Source organism: Oribacterium sp. HCP3S3_B9, from assembly GCF_052064255.1.
In the GTDB taxonomy this organism is placed as follows: domain Bacteria; phylum Bacillota; class Clostridia; order Lachnospirales; family Lachnospiraceae; genus Oribacterium.
Map to the genome: position 1 here is coordinate 21,636 of NZ_JBQHVY010000007.1, position 22,458 is coordinate 44,093.

16 protein-coding genes and 1 pseudogene are annotated in these 22,458 nt (G+C 53.0%); 1 reads left to right on the forward strand and 16 read right to left on the reverse strand.

Annotation, left to right across the window (positions count from 1 at the left end):
• Nucleotides 1-21 precede the first annotated feature (21 nt).
• The 12 genes and pseudogenes from prfA to rho all read right to left on the reverse strand — a co-directional run bounded on the left by prfA (nt 22) and on the right by rho (nt 13,684).
• A complete protein-coding gene (gene prfA / locus ACTNC3_RS05330) occupies nt 22-1,101 on the reverse strand; it encodes a peptide chain release factor 1 (RefSeq protein ID WP_410043182.1) in 1,080 nt (359 codons plus the stop codon).
• A 125-nt stretch (nt 1,102-1,226) separates the two neighbouring features.
• Nucleotides 1,227-2,096, reverse strand: coding sequence for a HemK/PrmC family methyltransferase (locus ACTNC3_RS05335; protein WP_441226764.1), 870 nt, complete (start codon nt 2,094-2,096; stop codon nt 1,227-1,229).
• Nucleotides 2,097-2,138: 42 nt separating this feature from the next.
• Nucleotides 2,139-2,399, reverse strand: a pseudogene (locus tag ACTNC3_RS05340) (hypothetical protein); the annotation flags it as partial.
• Nucleotides 2,400-2,539: 140 nt separating this feature from the next.
• The gene (locus tag ACTNC3_RS05345) at nt 2,540-3,523 is read right to left on the reverse strand and encodes a DUF1385 domain-containing protein (RefSeq protein WP_441226765.1); all 984 of its coding nucleotides are present in this window, start codon (nt 3,521-3,523) and stop codon (nt 2,540-2,542) included.
• Nucleotides 3,524-3,990: 467 nt separating this feature from the next.
• Nucleotides 3,991-4,191: a 50S ribosomal protein L31 gene (gene rpmE, locus ACTNC3_RS05350; RefSeq protein ID WP_410043125.1), complete on the reverse strand. Its 201-nt coding sequence runs from the start codon at nt 4,189-4,191 to the stop codon at nt 3,991-3,993.
• A 140-nt stretch (nt 4,192-4,331) separates the two neighbouring features.
• Nucleotides 4,332-5,726, reverse strand: coding sequence for an RNA-binding domain-containing protein (locus tag ACTNC3_RS05355; protein ID WP_441226725.1), 1,395 nt, complete (start codon nt 5,724-5,726; stop codon nt 4,332-4,334).
• Between the two features lie 686 nt (nt 5,727-6,412).
• Entirely contained in the window at nt 6,413-7,705 is a 1,293-nt protein-coding gene (locus ACTNC3_RS05360; RefSeq protein WP_441226766.1) for an AAA domain-containing protein, read from the reverse strand.
• A 15-nt stretch (nt 7,706-7,720) separates the two neighbouring features.
• A complete protein-coding gene (locus ACTNC3_RS05365; RefSeq protein WP_441226726.1) occupies nt 7,721-8,998 on the reverse strand; it encodes an AAA domain-containing protein in 1,278 nt (425 codons plus the stop codon).
• Nucleotides 8,995-9,141: a hypothetical protein gene (locus tag ACTNC3_RS05370; protein ID WP_441226727.1), complete on the reverse strand. Its 147-nt coding sequence runs from the start codon at nt 9,139-9,141 to the stop codon at nt 8,995-8,997. The genes ACTNC3_RS05365 and ACTNC3_RS05370 overlap by 4 nt, the downstream gene beginning before the upstream one ends.
• Before the next feature lie 38 nt (nt 9,142-9,179).
• On the reverse strand, nt 9,180-10,211 hold the full coding sequence (locus ACTNC3_RS05375) for an ATP-binding protein (protein ID WP_441226728.1): 1,032 nt from the start codon (nt 10,209-10,211) through the stop codon (nt 9,180-9,182).
• Nucleotides 10,212-10,644: 433 nt separating this feature from the next.
• Nucleotides 10,645-10,902 (reverse strand): hypothetical protein, encoded by a 258-nt coding sequence (locus ACTNC3_RS05380; RefSeq protein ID WP_441226729.1) that lies wholly within the window; start codon nt 10,900-10,902, stop codon nt 10,645-10,647.
• A gap of 565 nt (nt 10,903-11,467) precedes the next feature.
• Entirely contained in the window at nt 11,468-13,684 is a 2,217-nt protein-coding gene (rho, locus tag ACTNC3_RS05385; protein ID WP_441226730.1) for a transcription termination factor Rho, read from the reverse strand.
• Between the two features lie 394 nt (nt 13,685-14,078).
• Between rho and ACTNC3_RS05390 the strand changes: the two genes are divergently transcribed.
• A complete protein-coding gene (locus tag ACTNC3_RS05390) occupies nt 14,079-14,741 on the forward strand; it encodes a hypothetical protein (protein WP_410043129.1) in 663 nt (220 codons plus the stop codon).
• Between the two features lie 141 nt (nt 14,742-14,882).
• On the opposite strand, the gene malQ is transcribed toward ACTNC3_RS05390, so the two are convergent.
• From malQ to ACTNC3_RS05410, 4 genes are all read right to left on the reverse strand, one after another.
• On the reverse strand, nt 14,883-16,610 hold the full coding sequence (malQ, locus tag ACTNC3_RS05395; protein WP_441226767.1) for a 4-alpha-glucanotransferase: 1,728 nt from the start codon (nt 16,608-16,610) through the stop codon (nt 14,883-14,885).
• Between the two features lie 100 nt (nt 16,611-16,710).
• Nucleotides 16,711-19,281 (reverse strand): 1,4-alpha-glucan branching protein GlgB, encoded by a 2,571-nt coding sequence (gene glgB / locus ACTNC3_RS05400; RefSeq protein ID WP_441226731.1) that lies wholly within the window; start codon nt 19,279-19,281, stop codon nt 16,711-16,713.
• A gap of 17 nt (nt 19,282-19,298) precedes the next feature.
• Nucleotides 19,299-21,401: an alpha-amylase gene (locus ACTNC3_RS05405; RefSeq protein WP_410043132.1), complete on the reverse strand. Its 2,103-nt coding sequence runs from the start codon at nt 21,399-21,401 to the stop codon at nt 19,299-19,301.
• Nucleotides 21,402-21,539: 138 nt separating this feature from the next.
• On the reverse strand, nt 21,540-22,298 hold the full coding sequence (locus ACTNC3_RS05410; protein WP_441226732.1) for an exodeoxyribonuclease III: 759 nt from the start codon (nt 22,296-22,298) through the stop codon (nt 21,540-21,542).
• Between the last annotated feature and the right edge of the window lie 160 nt (nt 22,299-22,458).

The following is a 22,458-nucleotide window of genomic DNA, read 5'->3' on the forward strand; positions in this document are numbered from 1 at the left end:
TGTGCAGAATCATCGCTTATGTCAGATAACCTCCTGATTCAGCTCCGCGAGCTTCGCTGCCTGGTCGGCGGCGATGATCGGGTCGAGGAGCGGATCGAGGTCTCCATTCAGTACCTTATCGATCGAGTACAGCGTCAGTCCGATCCGGTGATCCGTCACACGTCCCTGCGGGAAGTTGTAGGTACGGATCTTCTCGGAACGGTCGCCCGTGCCCACCTGGGAGCGCTTGGCCTCCGCCGCCTCGTCGTGCTTTTTATTATACTCTATTTCATATAGGCGCGCACGAAGAAGTCGCATCGCCTTCTCGCGGTTCTGAAGCTGAGAACGCTCCTCCTGACACTCGGCCACCATACCGGTCGGGATGTGGATGAGTCGTACCGCAGATGAAGTTTTATTGATGTGCTGTCCACCGGCACCGGAGGAACGGAAGACCTCCATCTTTACATCCGCCGGATTGATCTCGACATCGACGTCCTCAGCCTCCGGCATCACAGCGACCGTTGCGGTGGAGGTGTGGATACGTCCGCCGGACTCGGTCACCGGCACACGCTGTACACGGTGCACGCCCGCCTCATACTTGAGACGGCTGTACGCGCCCTTTCCGGTGACGACGAAAACCACCTCCTTCATCCCGCCGATGCCGGTTTCATTGACCGACATCAGCTCCGTCTTATAGCCACGACGCTCCGCGTAGTTGATGTACATGCGGTAGAGCTCTGCGGCGAAAAGCGCCGCCTCATCACCGCCGGCACCACCACGGATCTCCATGATGATGTTCTTATCATCATTCTCGTCCTTCGGAAGCAGAAGGATCTGGAGCTCCTTGATGAGGGTCGGCTGGTTTTCCTTCGCCTCGGCAAGCTCTGCCTTCGCGAGCTCGATCATCTCCGGATCCTTCTCGGACGCCAGCATCTCGAGGGCCTCCTTCTCGCCGGCCACGGCCTCGAGGTAACGCTTGTAGGTCGTATACAGCGGCTCGAGCTCACTCGACTCCCGCATCAGCCTCAGGTATTTTTCTGTATCGTTTACGATATCCGGCTCCGTCATGAAGCGCTGGATTTCCTCATAGTGTCGGGAGATGGACTCCAGACGGTCAAACATATCCATGGTAATACTCCTTTATATTTCATAGCGGTCAGTCCAGGGGACTCGGCTTGATTTTACACGGTCTCTCCGTATGGCCTCGGTTGCCGCCCCTCCGGACCTCCGACTTTGCAATTCTTCATTTATAGATGTGCAGCGACCACGCGGTCATTTCCGCCGAAGTCGCGGATGACGGTGATGTCGCGAAAGCCGGCGGCTGCGAGGAGCGCCGGGACGCGCTCGCCCTGGTCGTAGCCGATTTCGAGGTAGATGCGCCCGCCGGGCTTCAGGTAGCGGACGGATTCCTCCGCGAGGATGCGGTAGAAGCGCAGTCCGTCGGCGGTGCCGTCGAGGGCGATGCGCGGCTCGTAGTCCCGGACCTCGGGCTCGAGCTCGTCCACCACCGCCGATGGGATGTACGGCGGGTTCGAGACGATGACGTCGTATCGCTTCAGCGCCCCATCTTCCGTGCGTTCGGCCAATGCAGAGAACATGTCACTCCGCAGAAGGGTGAAGTCGACCGCCGCGTGCTGAAGATGCACCTCCGTCCGCGGACCTGGGTTCATCCGCGTCGACGTAGCGACCATGGTTTCGTCCGCCGACACAGCGCACGGCGTCATGGTCGCGGCGGTATCCGCCTCCGTTATCAACAGTCGCTCGGCGTTCTGGCGCGCGATGGCGAGCGCAGCGTCGGAGATATCCACCGCCGTGGTATCGCGGAAAGTGCCGAATTTCGTGAGGGCGATGGCGATACAGCCGGAGCCGGTGCAGACATCGAGGAGCGACGCGCCATCGTTATCCACATGTGCCAGAAAATCAGGGCACTTATCCACCGTGTGCTCGGAAGAGGACGTGTCCACTGCCAGGTTCTCCACCTCCGTGCGCGCTGCGCATGTCGGGTCGACCGACGGCGCTGCGTGTACAGCCCCAATCTGCTCCGGCATGAGATTTCCGAGCACCGCGTCCACGAGCGTCTCGGTGTCGGCACGCGGGCAGAGCACGTCCTTCGTCACGAGGAAGTCGAGCCCATAGAAGCCGGCGGTGCCTAGGATCTGCTGGAGGGGTTCCCGTCGACTACGGCGGTCAACATTGGCCTGAAACAGCGTGGTCGCAGCCGACAGGGCCGCCGCGTCGGGCAGCACCCGCGGGATCAGGGTCTCCGGCGCGTCGTGCTCGTAGAGCAGATACTGCGCAGGCGAGAGCTGATAGGCGGACATCAGAAGAGCCCGCGCATCGTAGCGCGGGTCCGGTACCTGGGCGGTGTTCAGTGTTTCCGTCGCTTCATCGAGAAGCTGACGCAGCGTGGTGATCGGCATGATACTCCTTCATAAATGCATCCGAAAATCGGCACATGATGATGCAACGAGCCTCGCAGAATATGCAGCGCAGATAATGATATATCTCCTTATGTGCGTTCGAAAAGGCCGTTGCGTGATGAATCGATGCATGCGATCCGCTATGAATTTTCGATCACCGGTTTTCCATCGACGACCGGGATGTCCACGAGGGTGGAGTGCACGTCGGATGGGCGGTCGGAGAAGTCGAGGCCGAAGGTCTGCTTCTCGAAATCGCGCCAGTCGAAGACGCGCTCGACGGCGGCGATGGCCACCTCGATCTCATCGCGGTCCGGTTCGCGCGTGGTGAGGCCCTGCATCCACATACCCGGGATAAAGAGAAGTCGGGTCAGCGCGTTATCATGCGTGCCGACGAGGCGCAGCACCTCGAAGCTGACGCCGGCGATGACCGGAATCAGGATAATCCGGCTGAGGAGGCGCATCCAGAGGGTATCTACGCGGATCACCATGAACAGCAGGATGGAGATCAGCATGACATAGACGATGAAGCTGGTGCCGCAGCGCTTGTGCTCCTTGCTGGAGGCGGCGACGTTATCCACCGTCAGCGGGAGGCCATGCTCGACACAGTTGATGCACTTATGCTCCGCACCGTGGTACTGGAAGGTACGCGCGATGTCCGGCGTACGGGAAATCACTTTAATATAGATGATAAAGAGCAGCACACGAATCACGCCCTCGATGAGGCCGAGCAGCGATGCATGCGGCAACACCGGCTTCAGGAAGCCGGCGATCCAGGTCGGAAAGATCACGAAGAGGAGCATCGCGACCACGAAGGAAAAGATCATGACGATCGTTTCGAGCACCGGCTCGAGCTTATCGCCGAAGGTACGGTCCAGCCAGGCCTCGAATTTCGTCGGCTCCTTCTCCGCCTCCTCCGGATCATCCTCGAGGAAGGATGCACTGAAGGTGAGGCAGCGCATGCCGAGCACCATGGAATCCACGAAGGAAAAGACACCACGGATCAGCGGTGCCTTCAGAAACGGATGCTTATCCGTCATGGAGATGTACGTGTCCTCCATCACGGCGATGGAGCCATCCGGCTTCCGGACGCCCACCGAATAGCGCTGACCGTTTCGCATCATCATCCCCTCGATGACGGCCTGACCACCGATACCACTGTAGATCTGGGTATGTGGGAGCGATGACGGCGTCCTATTCTCTGCCGGGACTTCTGCATTTGTTGTATCATTTGAAAAAATCTTTTCTGTATCTGTCATATCGCTTTCTGGATTTCTTTTTTTATATCAAAAGTGATGTTTTCACATCTGCTTCTCAAACTACTTCATATCCTGTTCCTGAACAGGTACCAGAATAGTAAATACCTGCTAAAAGGAAGAAAAACACATCATGATTATAAAATTTCACGCACCTAAGTGTAAACGATGGAAAACATGAATTCAATAACAGGAAAGTGAAACTTTTATGACGGCGGGCGACGCTCTCATGGATATGTATAAAGAAACGATGCCATATACATGAATCTGTACAAAAAAATCCCACACCTGCACCTCTCGGATACAGGTATGGGACAGTGTTTTCAGCTTCGTATAAATCAAGCAAGACCAAACTTCTTGTTGAACTTATCGATCTGACCCTTCAGGCTGGATGCCTTCTCCTTACCAGTGTAGAATGAGTGGCAAGCAGAGCAAACCTCGACGTGGATCTCCGGCTTTGTGGAGCCAGTTACGAATGTGTTACCGCAGTTGCAGGTAACGGTAGCCTGATAATACTTTGGATGGATTCCTTCCTTCATCTCGTACCTCTTTCTGCATGGTTCCCAACCATGCCAGCTTGCGTGTCGGCCGCTGAATGCAGTGCACTCACGAGACTCGACCGCTTAGAAAATAGTTAAGCCTTTATAAGCTACCATAAAGCAAAAAATATTGCAAGACCTCAGCGCTTAATTTTAATCACTGCGGTCGGGGATTTCGTGCTTCCATCCCGATAGATGTCGCCCCTTTCAATCATCGGGTTGATCACATCCTTTAAAAATCGAGATCGATTCGAATAGCCATAGGCGCACTGGAGATCTTTAACCTTCATCGGTCCATTTTCTTTCAGAAGTTTCCACACTTTATTTTCACTCGCTGTATACTCCACCGAACGCGGTGCTTCATCCACACGATATAAAACATCATATAATTTCAGATTTAAAAATCCCGGATAAATCGAAATCACCGGCTGGAATTGTTCAGAGAACGCCTTATAGGCCTCCATCATCGTGAGAAATCCGGTTCCTCCACGCTCCATCAGGTTTGCAGCATCCAGACAAGCGGCGATAATCGAATTTCTTCGAATCGACGGTATCGAGCCTACCGGATATTCCGCATATCCCTTCGGCAGTAACCATGATCCCGGAGAAACGATTTCCATTCGGTCATTATAGATATCCACATCGATCTGTGTCCCGGAAATCGAGTAATCACGGTGTGCGATGGCATTCACCAGTGCCTCTCGTATCGCCTCCTTCGGATAGGAACGGATTTCCTTACGTCCACCATTCGCCGTCTTCTGCCACCCGCTTTTCGTATTTCGCTCGATAAAACGCAGCGCATTCTCGAAGACAAGCGCGATCGAGCCCTTGAATCTCGCACTATCCAGCACGGTGCCGGCTTTATTCATCCCCTTCCAGAGACGACAGCAGATCATCGTGTCATCCCGATCATACCCATCGCGGAACATGATGAATCCTGATTTTGCAAAGCCATCCTTTGATACGATTTCCTCACTCTGCAACTCTTTTAAAGACGGCACAGCACCATCATTTCGATACTCCCTGCAGAGCGTCAGATAATCTGTCCACTCTTCCTCTCGATAGCGCACCTCGGTTGTTTCATTGTCCACACCATAACGTCTTTTGGATAATGAAATAATGTCTTCTGGTGTTGCAGGTGTAGAATTACCATTTCCTCGGATGTATACAGTTTCGTTGAAATCCCCTTCCCGATATCTGACAACGGATTCCGCAGGCAGCACTTTCATCCCCAGCACAAAATGATCTGCCGTTTCATCTACACTTCGCATCATGTAGCTGATTTTCACGTGAGGAAAAATATTCCGGTCATTTACCCTCGCCACCAGATTTTTTGTCTGATCGATTTCGTTCAGATCCAGACCGAAGGCTTCGCCATCATTGGACACACCCACAAAGATGATGCCACCCTGATCATTCGCATATCCGACGATGGTCTTCGCCCATTTCACAGGATTATCCTGCTTAAGAAGCGCTTTAAACTCATATTCCGTATCCTCCGTTACGACATCAGGGAATAATTCCGAAATCTTCATAGTGCTCCTCCATTTCACCATCCGGACATTGTACAGACATTATACAGTACGTTCGAAACATTGTACAGACATTAGATAAGCATTAGACAACGACTGTTACTGTTCACTCGTGTACTGATCAGGCAAGAGCCGGAGGGGCAGCAACGTAGGAACAGTACTCCGTTGCCGCCGCCTCTTCGTCGCCCCTGGCCAACGTTCCTATCCAATATGGTTTGATTATAAAAATACTGGATATGTTTTTTGACTGTAAGCATGACAGGTGACTGCAAACTATCTACTATTAGGCGATTTCAAAAATACTGGATACGAAAATCCTTATTTCCTAAGAGGAATCCACACTCGCATATCCAGTATTTCAAAAAAGAAGGTTTATTAGATATCAGCCGAAAGAAACTCTTCTCTGAAGTCAAAAATACATATCCACTGTTTTAAAAAACGAGGCTTCTTCGATAGTACGCTTATATGCGTATGCCTGATTTTGCAGAAACCTATCCAATAAGCGCCCTATTTGAAAATCTTAGATAGTTTAGCTCCGTACACAAAAATGATAGCTGGTGCTAAAAATATCCACGATTTCGTAATCAACCGGTTATTGGATAGTGCCATCCATCTTCATCTATTTCACCCGGTTTGCCAGTAAGAATTTCCGGGCCGCGCGCGATGATTCTATGGAAATCGAGCAGTATTCATGCTGTGATCTCTGCAATCTTTTCCCTTAATTTTTCCTTCTCCCCACTACCATTCGTCGAAAATCTCACGAGTGGCAGTCCGTAGATTTCAAGAATATGATTTTTCAGCTTATCTCTTTCTGCCTGCTTCGTTCCATCCTTATGATAGTGGAAACCATCTACTTCAATTGCAAGCATTGGCTCTTTGCTGACCTTATTAAAAATCAGAAAATCAATGTGGGAAAGTCCAGTATTCACAAATCTCTGTTCTTCAGCATTCATTCTGGAGCAATCACGGAATAGTAGTTGCAACGGCTGATGGCATACCACCCCAAGCGCAACATTACCGCAATTTTTCAGTTCATCCTGAATCAGCGCGTACATAAGATTCTCTGAATCATATTCCGAAATTCTTTTATGCCGTTTGAGATACTCAAGCCTGCTTTCGGTGTATTGACTATATAAATAGTCAAAAACGGAACTGATTTTACTGTGCTGCACATCACAGTTGTTATAGCGAATATATCCGATAAGGTCGGCTATATTGCTTCCTGCCGGTTGCTCCTGATCAGCTACAACAAGGATCAGCTGCTTCTTTGCCCTGGAAATCGCAACGTTCAGAAGATTTGGATCATCCGAAAACTCTGTAATCGTGTCGTCAACTGTAGACAGGATGATATCATTCTTTTCGCGTCCCTGAAACTTATGTACAGTTGCAACCTCTATCGCAGTATCTCCCAGCTCCTTCTTCATCTGAGCAACCTGATTACGATAGGGAGCAATGATACCGACTTCATCCTCAGGTTCATCCAGTGCCGGCAGAATCTCCTTACAGATCACATCAATCTGCCTCTGGTTCATATGGTCACGCTGATGGTTTCCTGGCACAGTGGTTACAAGCTTCAGCGCACTCTCTCCGTTGCTATCCGTCATGACGATCAGGTCACCGTTATAAAACTTCTGGTTACAAAAGCCGATAATCTGCGGATGGCAACGATAATGCTCGCGTAAAACAACCTGTGGTATCCGTTCACTCATAAGTGAACACAACGACGACAGAAAACTATACTCTGCAAAATTATATTCTGCGCTTATTTTATGCGCATTCCAAATTGTTTCCAGTGGTTTTCTTTGCTGCGTTTTCACAATATTAGAAAGCTGTTTCGTATCACCGACAATAACCGCATTTTTTGCACAGGAAAGCGCAAGCATACCGGTTGCAACATCCACCTGTGAGGCCTCATCCATAACGACATAATCAAACTGGGCCTGTCTCCCCAAGCTGCTTCGAGCAGTATACGTTGTACTCAGTACAACCGGATATTCTTATATAAATTCCTCCGGATGCTGCCATAAATCATCTTTTACAAAAACGCGGCGACTATTTTTATCTGAATATCGTTCTGCGAGGCGAGATCGAAAGCAACACAATGAAAGCTCTATAAGTTCATCCATTCGTGCATCCGCATCATCGTTTTCAAATTTCACGGTAATATCTGATATTTCAGTATCTATTTCTTTTAACCGGGTTTCATAAAATATATATTGCAGCTTGTTAATAACACCTGCCGTATCTTCTTTCAAAAGCTTTCCAACGCGAATCCCCAGAGAAATCCTACGCATAAGCCGATATATCAAGCCCGCTTTTTTCGTTCCATCCTGAATATCCTGATACTCCTGCCAGAATTCCATCAATTGATCAGAAGATAGATTCTTGCTCGAAAGAATGAGTTCATTATCCTGAATCAGGGCATGTAAATGTTCGCATTCAAGTTGAACTCTATTTCGTTCCTCACGCAATTTAGCCAATCTATTCTTCTCACGAAAGATTTCCTGCAGTGCTACGGACTTTTCTCTGATAGAATCAGAAAATTCTGATGATGCATTCTCAGCGCTTTTCCAGTCGGACATATCCGGATAGGCTCCGGTCTGTGCTGCGATAAATGCACTTTTACGCTCATCACGTCCCAGTTGGGCAACCATAAAATCCAGCTTATACTTCGACGAAGCCAGCTTCTCCATCACATTATCGATCGCGGAATTATTATTACTGACCACCTGAACGGTTTTCCCCTGAAGTATAAGGTTTGCAATGATATTCAGAATTGTCTGTGTCTTTCCTGTCCCCGGAGGCCCTTCGATCACACTGATTCGATTTGAAAGAGCATTCACAACTGCCTGATACTGACTCTCATTACAGCCAAACGGAAATACAGGTGCCGACGAATCCAGTTTTGTTCCTGCATCATACTCTTCCGGATTCAAATATACCGCTGCCGCCGTATCGCCACCAAGAAAATCTATCTTTTCATACTGTTTTAACAGAAATACGCTATTATCATCTGGCCAGTCGCTGGTGCCGATGTATCCTGCAACTTCTCTCAGATAGTCAAATACCTGTTTTGCTCTGTCATGATCCAGAACAGATTTTCTGACTTCCAGTTCATCAACGATATAATCTTGCTCATACCCATTCAAAAAGCATATATGCCAATATTCCACCCTTCCGTCACGAAAAGAATTGATGGCTGTGATGTTCGAAAGAAATTTTCCCTTGTACCTCACTTGGTAGCTCTTCGGGTTTAAACTCTTCGACTCCTTCAAAACTGTAACTTTCCATTTGGAGTAATGGTAAGTTTTTTGAATGTAATGTCCCATTTTTTAGCACATCCATCGAAATGGCAGCAGACAACATCCGAAGAGATCGGCTTTCCATTTGCAATAATCATTTTTGTTCTTGCATCCATAAAACTCCCTAAGTCAGTCATGGTGGTGACTCCGATGCTTAATCCATATCTCGCAGAAATTCTTCAAATTGCGGCAGCGCAAACGCTAAATAGCCATACACATCTCCGTTCAGAATACCTTTTTTGATCAGTCGGTTACGGTAAATACTGAATGCACTGGAAGACATCTGAAGCGTTTCCCGAATGGTACTCACCTTATGATTTTCGGAATGAAGCACACCAAACAGGACCTCCCGGTCCTTTGCGGAAATCTCAGACCAGATCTTATTATAGACAAATTCTTCAAGATACTGACGATATTCCGGAAGGACGGTCCGCCATGATGCTTTTGCATTCCAGGTAAGATACCCAAGTACCTGAAATGCAAAGGCGTATCCTCTGGTTTCTTTCGCCATATTCCGAGCATCTTCGTCGGTAAGGTTAAAAATAGCCTGGTAACGTGTCGCAATCATGCTGATATTCAGTGGCTGCAGTTCGATTTTGGGTGCTCTGTATAAAAATGTCAGTGTGTCTTCATTCTGAAGCTCATAGATTTTTTCATATAACCCACTCATCAGTAAAAATACTGGAAGATCCTGACGCATATAAATCTGAAATACAGATACAAACTCTTTCATCGTTTTATTGCAGATCGCTTCATCAATCGTAACAAGAACCTTTTTACCATGGTCCTTTGTATGTTGAAGCATCCGCTTTATGGCGATGTTCATGTCCTTGATCGGGTCTGTACCATCGATTTCCACGCCAATACCAAGGAAGGGCAGATTTAATTTTGCACGTTTGAAGATTTCTGTCATACCAGTATAGTTATATAATTCTGCAGCGAAGGACTGCAGAAGATCCCTTTCTGGTGTGAGGTCAATCGTGATCCAGTCCTCTTTCGATGCAAAATACTTCCCGATTTCTGTCAAAAACACTGTTTTTCCAGAACCGCGGACACCCGTAACCATACAAACCTGATTGGATGGCGGATTACTTTCGAAGCTGTTCACTACGTAATCCTTTTGCTCGAGGCGATCAATTCTGTTTATAGGTTCTCTTCCGAATGTCAATGTAAAAGGATTATTCATTCCGTCCTCCTATTATATAACTTTATATAACTCTTTATAAGCTTTTTAATATTATATAACTCTTTATAACTTTTTTCCAATACTACAAACGAAAATACGTAACAGTTCAGCCTGGGTGATTTTGTAACCTGGATCATTTTCAAAAGATGTCCATACCGGGTGCCTCTTCTCGTTTGCCTGCCCACCCCAGTATACAGCCTTTATCTACTTACATATTGGCTCCGCCCGTGCAGGCAAACAAAAAATCGGCGCCTGTTTTCGTCCGAGCGAGTGATGCTGTATCAAAGCAGCGAAAAATGAGAAGGATGTCAACGGTAAGAGGAGACCGAGGATCATAATGCTGTATCAAAACATCCCAATATGAAAATGATGCCAACGGTAAAAGTGTATCCGAAGGTCTTGATGCTGCCACCCGGTATTTAGCAAATTCGCTTTATTCGGATCGTATGCCATTAGGCTTTGTCACATTTTTATCTCCTGACGAACCTGTGACATTAAGTCCAGTCACGCTCGCCCTGAGCCATTTGCGTAAAAAACCGATTTTTGACGCAAAACCGCCCTTTTCGGAAGCAGTGACTTTATCTCCACCCAGATTTTTCTTCGTAAATCGCTCCTTTGTCCCTTCGCGAAGCCAAATACTTAATGTCACAGCTTCGAATATTTCCCTGTCTGTGAAATAATCTAATGGCACAGATCCCCGAAATCCATGATTTGTAAAAGTCACTTAATGGCACGACTCTTGAAAACGCCCCGTTTGTAACAAATCCCAGAAAATATAATGGCATCGCTCTATGAAATCCTATCTTTGCGAAAAACATCTAATGCCGCTCAGACTGAAAACCGCTTGTTCGTAACAAAGATTATAAAACCTAATGGCGCAAGAGTGCTATCAACAGTTTTTGTGAAAACTTCGGAAATCGTCATGATTAGTGATACACGTAGCTGTCTAAAAATTGGGGCAACTAAAATCTCTTGTGTTCTTGACAAGGGGTACAATTCACATGCTACCTTCCTAAAACTCCGATCCCCAGATTTTCATCAGATTTCCCCACAGTCAGGATGCATGGGCGTCGATTTTTGTTTGTTTGCATGGGGCGGGTCCGATAAGTAAATAGATACAGAACGTCGAATGGGGTGGGCAAACAAACAAGAAGAGACGCCCGGTCTGGACGTCCCTTAAAAACACAACTGGATTAAGAAATAAACCCGGCTGAACTGTTATAAAAATACTTCTGAAATCGGCGCCTGCCTGCGTATCAGCGGTTAATTTTAATCGCGAGGCGGCTGTTCGGGTTGCTGCCTGGTTTTACGCCGGTCTTCTGTGTGCTGCTGTTTGAATTTCCATTTGTTTTCATTCCAGGATTTGAGTTCATCCCCGGCTTCGGCCCTGTACTCAGATCCGTATTTCCACGGAAGCCACTGCCTGTCCGCGAGTTCATGCTCGAAATCGGTTTTCCGTTTACGACGAACTGACAGACCTCTTCGTTACTGGAGGTGCGCTCGAAGAGCTGGATCACCTCCTCCGCGGAGCTGGCCTTTTCATCCGACACGCGCTTATGAATGATGTCGACCGCTCTCTGCTCGAGCTCTGAGAGGAGCAGGTCGTCACGACGGGTTCCGGATTTCACGATGTCGATGGCCGGGAAGATCCGGCGCTCCTGAAGCTCACGGTTCAGGACGAGCTCCATGTTGCCGGTGCCCTTGAACTCCTCGTAGATAACATCATCCATGCGGGAGCCGGTTTCGACGAGTGCGGTGGACAGGATCGTCAGGGATCCGCCTTCACGCATATTACGGGCCGCACCAAAAAAGCGCTTCGGCATGTGGAGCGCTGCCGGATCGAGACCGCCCGAAAGCGTACGTCCGGACGCCGGTACCACGAGATTATAGGCACGCGCGAGACGGGTGATGGAATCGAGCAGGATGGTGACATCCTCGCCCTGCTCCACGAGACGCTTTGCACGCTCGATGGTCATCTCGGCCACCCGCTTGTGGTGCTCCGGGACCTCGTCGAAGGTCGAGTAGATGACGGTGACGAGGCCGCCCTCGACCTCTTCCTTCATATCGGTGACCTCCTCCGGCCGCTCATCGATGAGGAGGATCAGCAGATGCATCTTCGGCTCGTTCTTCACGATGGCCTTCGCCACCTGCTTCAGCAGCGTCGTCTTACCAGCCTTCGGCGGCGATACGATCATACCACGCTGTCCCTTTCCGATCGGCGCCAGCAGGTCGAGGATACGAAGCGAGGTCGAGGTTCTCTCCCCCGGCACCTCGAGGCGGATACGCTGATTCGGGAAGATCGGGGTCAGCGACTCGAAGCTCCGCCGACGGAACATCTCGGAAAGTGGCTTGCCATTGACCGTCTCGATGTAGGAAAGCGCCGCATAGCGCTCGTTCGGATTCTTCGCCCTCGACAGACCATGGATGACATCGCCGGTCTTCAGGCGGTAACGCTTGATGATCGCCGGATTCACATAGACATCACTGTCACCCGGCATGAAGTTATCCGAGCGCGTAAAGCCGAAGCCGTCCGGCATGACCTCGAGGATGCCGCCGCACGGATTACCGCTCGGTGCCTTCTGGGTCTCGTTGTCGAGCTCGTCCGTCTTCTCAACGACTTCCGTCCGCGCGGTCTCACCATCATGGGCTGTCGACATGGCATCCGACGCTGCAGCATCGCTGTCACGCTCCATCCGCTCGCCCTGCCCCGCGGCCGCTCCACTGCTGCGGCCGGCGTATGCTTTCGCGCGCCGTGCCCGGATACGTTCCGCCTGCTCGGCCAGACTTCCCGGCTCTGCTGCTCTGCCCTTCGTGTCGTCGGCCAATGTCTCCGCCGAAGCTCGGGTGGCTTCCTTCGCCGGTGCTTCGGATACTACCGCACGATCCTGTGCAGGCTCCGCCACAGCGACTGCGCCCGTTTCTTCTGCAACCACCACCGCCCCGGAGTTCTCCGGTACGGCAGCCGCTTCCGTCGTCTGCACCTCTGTGCTCTTCGACAGCGTCATCTCCACTGCTTCTGGCGTCGCAGGCTCACCGGTGTCCCCGCTCTGAGACTGTCGACCTCGTGTCGTGCGCTTCTGCTCATGCGCTTCTACTCCCGCTGTCTTCGGCTTTCGTCCGCGGGTCGTGCGCTTCGGTGTGCTTTCTTCACCGCTTTCCAGCATCTCCCTGCCTTCCTCCGTCTTTCTGGCGCGGGTCGTGCGCTTCGGTTTACGTTCTTCGGCCACCGGAGCTGTCTCTGCAACTTCCTCTGTCTTCGGCTTCCGCGCACGAGTCGTGCGCTTCGGCTTACTTTCTTCGGTCACCGGAACCACCTCTGCACTTTTCTCTTCCTTCACCTTGCGTGCTCGGGTAGTACGCTTCGGCTTACTCTCTTCTACCACTGCCGCCGCATCCACTGTCTCTGCAGTTTTCGGCTTCCGTCCTCTCGGCTTGCGCTCGACCGCTGTCTTCTTCTCTTCTTCTGCTGCCATACTGCCTCCATATGGTTTCTCTGAAACCATGCTATGTTTACGGAAACGCTCCGCTGTTTACTTTTTCTGCCAGCCGAAAGCTGTTTCAGCTGTGTCGGTCCTCTGTCGGATGCATACTGGAATACATGTCGAACGAAGGCCAAAACACCGCAGCTATGACTCAGCTTCCGTGCATACCTGTACTGTTTCGTTAAGGGAATGTATAAAACGCTATCTTAAAATCTGGAATTCATGGATACGGGAAAGACCGCTCCGGAAATCATCGATTTGAAATCATGTTCGTCAAACGAAGAAATTAGGAAAATCGTAAAATAAGTATAACAACCGTGCCCTTGTAACGCAAGTTTCATTTTGTTATACTAGCGGCACAATCCCTATTAAAAAGAAGGTTATTATGGCGAAAAATTATAGATCCACCCCGGGGCCGTCGCTTCGCTACGACGCCCGTGGACAGCTCGTAAAAAGTAAACCGAAGTCGCGCGTTCTGCACTTCATCCTCTGCTACCTGCTTCCGTACCTGATCATCAACGGCCTGATTCTCCTCTTCGTGATCCAGCAGCCGACGATCGAGACGACCGAACCGGATACGAAGGATTACCAGACGGCTTCGATCGAAATCAAGGTCGATTCCCTGGTGCCGCTGAAGTCGCTGACCGCGACCATGGACGGCGCAGAGCTTCCGCTCGAGAAGTCCGGTTCGATCTGGACCGCCGATGTTACGAAGAACGGAACCCTGACCCTGAACGCGAAGTCCATCAACGGCATGTCGAAGACGACCTATGTACAGATCAATCTCCTCGACGACGTCGGTCCGACCGTCGATGAAGAGTCCGTCAATCTCGGTGCCGGCTACCTCGAGTTCACCGTCTCCGACACCCAGTCCGGTGTGAACTGGGATTCGATCTACGGTGTTGACTCGCTCGGCAATAACGTAAAGCCGACCGACATCAATAAGCAGACCGGTCGCGTCACCTTCTCCATGGCCGGCGACGCCATCACCGTCTATATCCGCGACCTCGCCGACAACGAAAGCTCCGCGAACTTCTCCGTGAATTAAACTTCATCAAAAAAGCTGGTCGGATCGACCAGCTTTTTCTGTATGTATTCTTTCAGAGCCCCCGGAAGATGGGATTTTAGAGTCTTCCGAGCTCAGAGTACTGTGCTTCTACCGGCAACCCTCCGGGGCCCTGTATAGATGTCACTTCTCTGGCTTCTCTGGCTTCGCCGGCGCTTCATAGAAGCGACCATAGGTGCGCTGGATCCCACAGATCACCTGCTTTTCATGCTCAGTGAACGCGTCCTCTGTCATACGCCACTGCCAGTTGTGACCGGCGGTACCCGGCTGGTTGATGCGCGCCTCTCCGCCAAGGCCGAGGTAGTCACCCACCGGCACGATCACGGTATCCGCGATGGACGCCATCGCACGCTTGATCAGCAGCTCCGGCATCGCATTCCAGTCGTTGCCAGAACGACTCATGTACTGGTACATATAGTCCCGCTGCCAGTCCGGGATGGTCTCGAACCAGTGGCGAAGGGTGTCATTATCATGCGTCCCTGTGTAGCAGACACAGTTCGGCGTGGTGAAGTTGTGTGGCAGATAAGCATTGCCCGCACCCGAATCCCAGGCGAACTGCAGCACCTTCATACCCGGGAAGCCGGTCGCGGCCATCAGCTTCCGAACCTCGTCGGTGATGACACCGAGGTCCTCCGCGATGATCGGCAGGTCCTTCGTACCGAAGTGCTGGTACATCGCACGGAACAGTCCCATGCCCGGGCCCTTCACCCACGCGCCGTTTTCCGCCGTGTCATCACCGAACGGCACCGCATAGTAGGCCTCGAAGCCCCGGAAATGATCGACGCGGAGATAGTCGTACATCGAGAGGCAGTACTCCATGCGCGCACACCACCAGGCGTACTTCGTCTTCTTATGCGCGGCCCAGTCATAGAGCGGGTTGCCCCAGAGCTGACCGCTCGCAGAGAAGGCATCTGGTGGAACTCCCGCTACCTTCGAAGGATGGCCGTCCTTCGTGTACTGGAAGAGCTCGCGATGCGCCCAGACATCTGAAGAATCCGGTGCACAGTAGATCGGGATATCCCCGAGGATCTCGATGCCCCTCGCCGCCGCGTAGGCGCGAAGCGCCGCCCACTGCTTATTAAACTCATACTGCACGAAGGCGTAGAACGCGACCTCGTCCGCGTGCTCTGCGCGGAACGCAGCCACCGCCTTCGGATCGCAGTCGCGCAGCTCCTCCGGCCAGACATCCCAGCTCGCGCCGGAAAGCGAATCCTTGATGGCCATGAAGACGCAATACTCGACCGTCTCCGGACGAAGCTCTGCGAAAAGCGCCTCGACATCACCGCCCTGCTCCTTGAAATGCGTGAAGGCAAGCTTCAGTGCCTTGTTCTTACTGCTGTAGAGCTTTCCATAGTTGACGCGTTCAATGCTGTCGACCGGCACGCCTGCCTCCTGCCGTACATTCGCCGGCTGCTTCAGCCAGCGACGGAGGTCGCGGAACGCCACATCACGATCATGCGCGAACCAGATGGCCGGCGCGTTCTTCGCATCCGATACATCTGCGCCTTCTTCGGTTTTATCTGCCGCCGGCTGCTTCTGTGCCCTCGCTGCGTCCTCGGCGCGCGCAAGCGCCGCATAGTCGACCGCATCACCGAAGTCAAACGCCTCCGGATCTGCGAGCTCCTCTCTGCTCAGCAGTCCCTCCTCGACCAGCAGGTCGAGGTCCACGAAATACGGATTCCCCGCGAAGGCGGAAAATGCCTGGTACGGTGAATCACCGAAGCCCGTCGGGCCCATCGGCAGGATCTGCCAGATCTTATTTCCGGTCTCACATAATAAATCGATAAAACGATATGCTTCCTCGCCAAGTGTTCCGATGCCGTACTTTCCCGGCAGTGAGAACACCGGCATCAAAATGCCTGCTTTTTTCACGCTCAAACCCCTCCTTATATCAAAGGATGTCACAAGTCCCGCCCCTTCCTGCGGATCGTGCAGTTTTTTTGATCACGGATCAGCCCTTGCGACGCTTCGTCAGCTTCTGGTCGAGTGCAGCCTTCTGCACGCTCTTTCGCTGTACCGCGGCCTTCGTGCCCGTCGACTTCGCGGCCGGCTTCTTCGAATCCGCCTTCGCCGCCTCGACAGCCTGTGCTGCGGCGGCCTTCGCCTCCGTCATCTGCTTCGGCACCGTCGTCCTTTTCCGGGTCGTCTTCTTCGGACTTACGAGCGCTGCCTTCTCTTCCGATCCAGCCTTCTTCGTCACCGTCTTTTTCGCAGCGGTCTTCTTTGCAGCTGCCTTCTTCGCTTCCGTCGCCTTCGGTGCCGGCTCCGCGCATGGTGTCAGCTGGTAGATGGTGGTCGACATCGCCGGGATCTCGAGATCGACGGCGTAGTCCCGCTCATCCCAGTCAGCCTTCACAGCCTTATGTGCCGTGCGCTTCACTGCGCCGCTTCCGCCGTACTTCTTATCATCACTGGAGATGAGCGGCTTCGCGGAGCACATGAACGGAACACCGACACGGAACTTCGGATGCGCGACGTTATCAAAGTTCGATACCACGAGGATCGTCTCCTCCGGCTTGTCGGTCTTTCGAACGAACATCACCATGGACTCCTCCTGGTAGGAGCAGTTAATCCACTCGAAGCCGTCCGTGACGTAATCCTGCTGCCAGAGCGCCGGATGTGTCCGGTAGACAGCATTGAGATCCCGTACGAAGTCCTGGACGCCCTCGTGTACCGGGTACTCGAGGAGATTCCACTCGAGCTCCTGGTTCTCGGACCACTCGTCATACTGCGCGAAGTCCTGGCCCATGAAGAGAAGCTTCTTGCCCGGATGCGTCCAGAAGTAGCCATACGCGGCACGAAGATTCTGCGCCTTCTCCTCGAAGGTCTCGCCCGGCATCTTCCCGAGCATCGAGCCCTTGCCATGCACGACCTCGTCATGCGAGAGCACGAGCATGAAGTCCTCGGAGTAGTTATAGATCATCGAGAAGGTGAGCTGGTTATAGCTGCCCTTCCGGAAGAACGGATCCGTGCCCATGTAGCTGAGGAAGTCGTTCATGAAGCCCATGTTCCACTTGAGGTCGAAGCCGAGGCCGTCCTGCTCGACGTCACCGGTGATGTTCGGCCATGCTGTGGACTCCTCTGCGATGAGCAGGGTGCCCGGGAAGCGCTTGTGGAACTGGGAGTTCAGATGCTTCAGGAACTCCACCGCATCGAGGTTCTCGTTGCCGCCGTAGATGTTCCGTGGTGCGTCCTCGCCCTGACGTCCATAGTCGAGGTAGAGCATGGAGGCCACGGCATCCATGCGGATACCATCGGCATGATAGCGGTCTGCCCAAAACATCGCACTGCCGATCAGGAAGTTCGACACCTCGTTCTTCCGGTAGTTGAAGGTCAGGGTGCCCCAGTGCGGGTGGCTCGCGAGACGTGGATCCGGATTCTCATAGAGCCCCGATCCATCAAACTGTGCGAGCCCCCAGCTGTCGCGCGGGAAGTGCGCCGGTACCCAGTCGAGGATGACGCCGATGCCAGCCTCATGCATGTAATTCATGAAGTACATGAAGTCCTCCGGGGTGCCGTAACGGCTTGTCGGAGCGTAGTAGCCGGTCACCTGATAGCCCCAGCTCGCATCGAGCGGATGCTCCATCACCGGCATGAGCTCAACATGCGTATAGCCCTCCTGCTTCACATAATCCGCCACCTTCACCGCGAGCTCACGGTAGTTGTAGAACTCCGAGCCGAGCTGTGTGGTGCCGTCCTCATTGACCGCCTGCTGCTTCCGTGCGAAGGAGCCGAGGTGCAGCTCATAGACCGACATCGCTTCCTCCTTGACGCCGGCGACACCGCGCTCCGCCTTCTGCTGCTGCCACGCCGCATCCGTCCACGCAAACTGTCCGATGTCTTCCACGATGGAGGCATTGCCCGGACGAAGCTCGAAGCCGAAGGCATATGGGTCGATCTTCAGGAACGGCTCCTGGTGGTGACACTTGATCTCATACTTATAGAGGCTGCCCGGGGTGAGGTGCGGGATGAACAGCTCGAATACGCCGGAATCGCCCAGGCGCTGCATCATATGGCGGCGGCCATCCCAGAGGTTGAAGTCGCCGACGACAGAAACACGCTCTGCGTTCGGAGCCCATACGGAGAACGCGACACCATCGACGCCGTTGATCCGGATCGGATGCGCGCCCATCTTCTCATAGATGTCATACCAGATGCCGCCCTGATACTTCTTGATATCACGGTCGGTATAGGTCGACGGGAAGGCATACGGATCCTCGGTGTCCTCCGTCGTGTCGTTGTCATAGGTGATGTGGTAGGTATAGGCCGGAAGTGCCTCGTTCCAGGCCTCCTCCACCGGCAGGAGGGTCGCGAAGAAGCCGGCCTCATCGACGAGCTCCATCGGATAGCGCTGTCCGCCGAGCACGAGCTCGATCGATTTTGCGGTCGGTACGAAGCTCTGTACCAGCAGCCCCTCCGGGATGATGTGCGCACCGAGGATCTTCTTCGGATTCGCGGTTTCCGCGTAGGTGACGTCCTCCACCTCCGCCCAGTTCATGATCTCTTCTAATCTCTCATTCATGCTTTATCTCCTTCATCTCATACATCAGATGGATGTTTCTTCACTTCGGAAGGCGACCTCTTCTCGGTCGCCGTGTGCCCGGATGCCACGCCTGCCGCTGCCGTCTCCGTCTGCGTTTCCTGGGCTAATGCTGTCGCCCGCTGCTTCAGATGGCGTTTATGTACTTTCTTTTTCGGCTGAAAGTCCGGATCCTTCACCGCCTTCAGTACGACGATGGAGCGCGGCTCTACGGTATACCGCTCCTCGAGAAGCATCCTCTCCTCCGGATAGATGCCGTTCGTTTCCTCCATGGCGGTATCGATCACCGCGGCCCACTTCATGCCGAGCGGCGGATGCGCCAGCAGGAAGCTGTGCTTTTCCCAGTGCATGTTGTAGAGCACGAGGAAGGTATCATCGCCGGCATAGGCACCGGCATACATGACACCGAGCTGTCGGCGGAAGTTCTCGCTGTCCGGCCGCCAGGCGTTCTCGCCATGGAAGCTGATGTCCGGGATACCGACGGAGCGGTAGTCCATCTGTCGAAGCGCTGTGCCCTGATGGAACACCGGGTGCTGCTTACGGAACTGAATCGCATAACGCGCGAAATCGTAGAGCTCCCGATTCCGATCGATGAGCCGCCAGTCGAGCCAGTTCGTCGGATTATCCTGACAGTACGGGTTATTGTTCCCGAGGCGGGACTGACCGAACTCGTCACCCGCGTGGATCAGCGGGGTGCCCTGGCTCAGCATCAGCAGCAGCCACGCGTTCCGCCACATCTTCTTCCGGAGAAGCTTGATGGACTTCTTTCGGGTCGGACCCTCCTCGCCGCAGTTCCAGCTGTAGTTCTGGTCGGTACCGTCGCGGTTATCCTCATGATTCTCTTCGTTGTGCTTGCGATCATAGGAGAGGACATCCATCAGACTCATGCCCGAGACATTGGCCATATACTGGATGCTCGCCCGGTTCGACGGGTTCTCGCGCACGCGCTGCATGAGCGTCGGCAGCATGCTCTCGTCGCCCTTCAGGATGCGGCGCATGTCGTTCTGGAAACCGTCGTTATAATCGGCGAGGTAACGCCCCGGTGCGGCTACCTGCGCAGCGCCATGGGTCGGCATCTCCGGAATCTGGCCCTGCCAGCTGTCGGCCCAGATCTTGAAGCGACTCAGCCACGGATCACGGGCGATGACACTATACGGCGCAGCACCGATCAGGTGGATGCCGTCGACGTGATAGTGGATGCGCCAGTAGCGCATGACGTTCACGATGTGATCCGGGATGGTTTCACTGGTAAAGTACAGGTCGACCACGAGCTCCATGCCGTGCGCGTGCAGGGTATGCACGAGCTTTCGGAACTCGTTCCGCGGATTTTTGTGGTCGGAGGTGAAGCTCGATTTCGGTGCGAGCTGCAGGGCATCCTTCGTGAAGCCCCAGTAGTTGATGCGGCCCGTCGGGCGGAGCTCGACCTCGTATGGGTTATCATGTCCGTAGTCCGGGAGCATGACCTCGTTAAATTCGTACGGTGGCATCAGCTCGAGCGTCGTGACGCCGAGCGCCTCGAGGTACGGAATCTTCTCGAGGATGCCCTGGAAGCTTCCCCGGAGCTCATGGTCGAGACCGGAACTGTGGTGCTCGGTGAAGCCGCGCACATGGAGGCGGTAGATGATGCTGTCCTCGTACGGCAGATCGAGCGCCCGATCCTGTCGCCAGGCCTCACTCGATTCCGGAATCGCCGTCGCCTCACCGATCGGCGTCTTCAGGATGCGGGTACCATCCTTCAGATTCCCGAAGCTCTTCCGCCCCTCAAACACCGTGCCGTTCGGATCGGTGAAGATGCGGCCATCCGCCTCGTAGCAGTAGCTGAGCTCCGTGAGCGGGAGGGCCAATGCAGGCTGCCTCTTCTCGTGCACCCTCGCCTGCGCATCCGCTGCGCCCGCAGCTTCCCTGCAAGCGTCCCCCTCGCCACTTCGTGATTCGGATGTGACCAGCAGCTCCAGATGCCAGACATCTCCGATCCGATCCGCCGGATCGAAGGCGATCTGACGGACACGTCTGTTTTTATGATATAGATTCAGAAACAGCTGCTCTGTACGAACCGCTGCCTCGAAGATGTAATGGTCATTTTCCTTCTTTAAGCCTAGCATGATGTCCCTTCTTCGTTGTCGTTGTCTTTCTCTATCCTCGTGTCGCCAAGCATTTCCCCCTACATGGCATGTGCTGCTGCGATGTATCCGAACCTTCGTATACACCTATTATAGCATTCATGAATTCGGATTTTCACTTCAGATCTCGATGTCCAGCTCGATCGGACAGTGGTCGGAGCCGAAGATCTCCTGGTGGATCGACGCGCCCTTGACCCGGTCACGGAGCTGCTCGGAGACGATGAAATAGTCGATACGCCAGCCGACGTTCCGATCACGCGCCTTCATACGGTAGGACCACCAGCTGTACTCATCGGTGGCATCCGGATACAGCAGACGGAAGGTATCGATGAAGCCGGAATCGAGCAGCCGCGACATCTTCGCACGCTCCTCATCCGAGAAACCGGCGTTCTTATGATTCGTCGCCGGGTTCTTCAGGTCGATCTCCTCGTGGGCGACGTTCAGATCGCCGCAGTAGATCACCGGCTTTTTCTTATTCAGTTCACCGATGTACTGCCGCCAGGCATCCTCCCACGTCATACGGTATGGAAGACGCTTCAGCTCATTCTGGGAGTTCGGCACATAGACGGTCAGGACGTAGTAATCCGGAAATTCCGCGGTGATCACACGTCCCTCATGATCATGCTCCTCGATCCCCATGCCATAGGTCACGGACAGCGGCTCCTCCTTCGTAAAAAGCGCCGTACCGGAATAGCCCTTCTTCTCCGCATAGTTCCAGTACATGTGATAGCCCGGAAGGTCCAGCTCCAGCTGCCCCTCCTGCAGCTTCGTCTCCTGCAGACAGAAGATATCCGCATCCAGGCTTTCAAACACCTCCATGAAGTTCTTCCCCATGACCGCCCGAAGCCCGTTCACATTCCACGAAATCATTTTCTTCATATAGTAAATTCCTCTGTTTATCTCTCTAAAATTCTGAACAGCTCTATTCTAGCATGATTTAGTGGTATTTTCTTTTATAATTCGGTGATAAAAAGAAATTAAGCAGGGGACCCGGAGGGCCGGCAACAGAAGCCATACGTAGAGGTCGTGTGAAATCAAG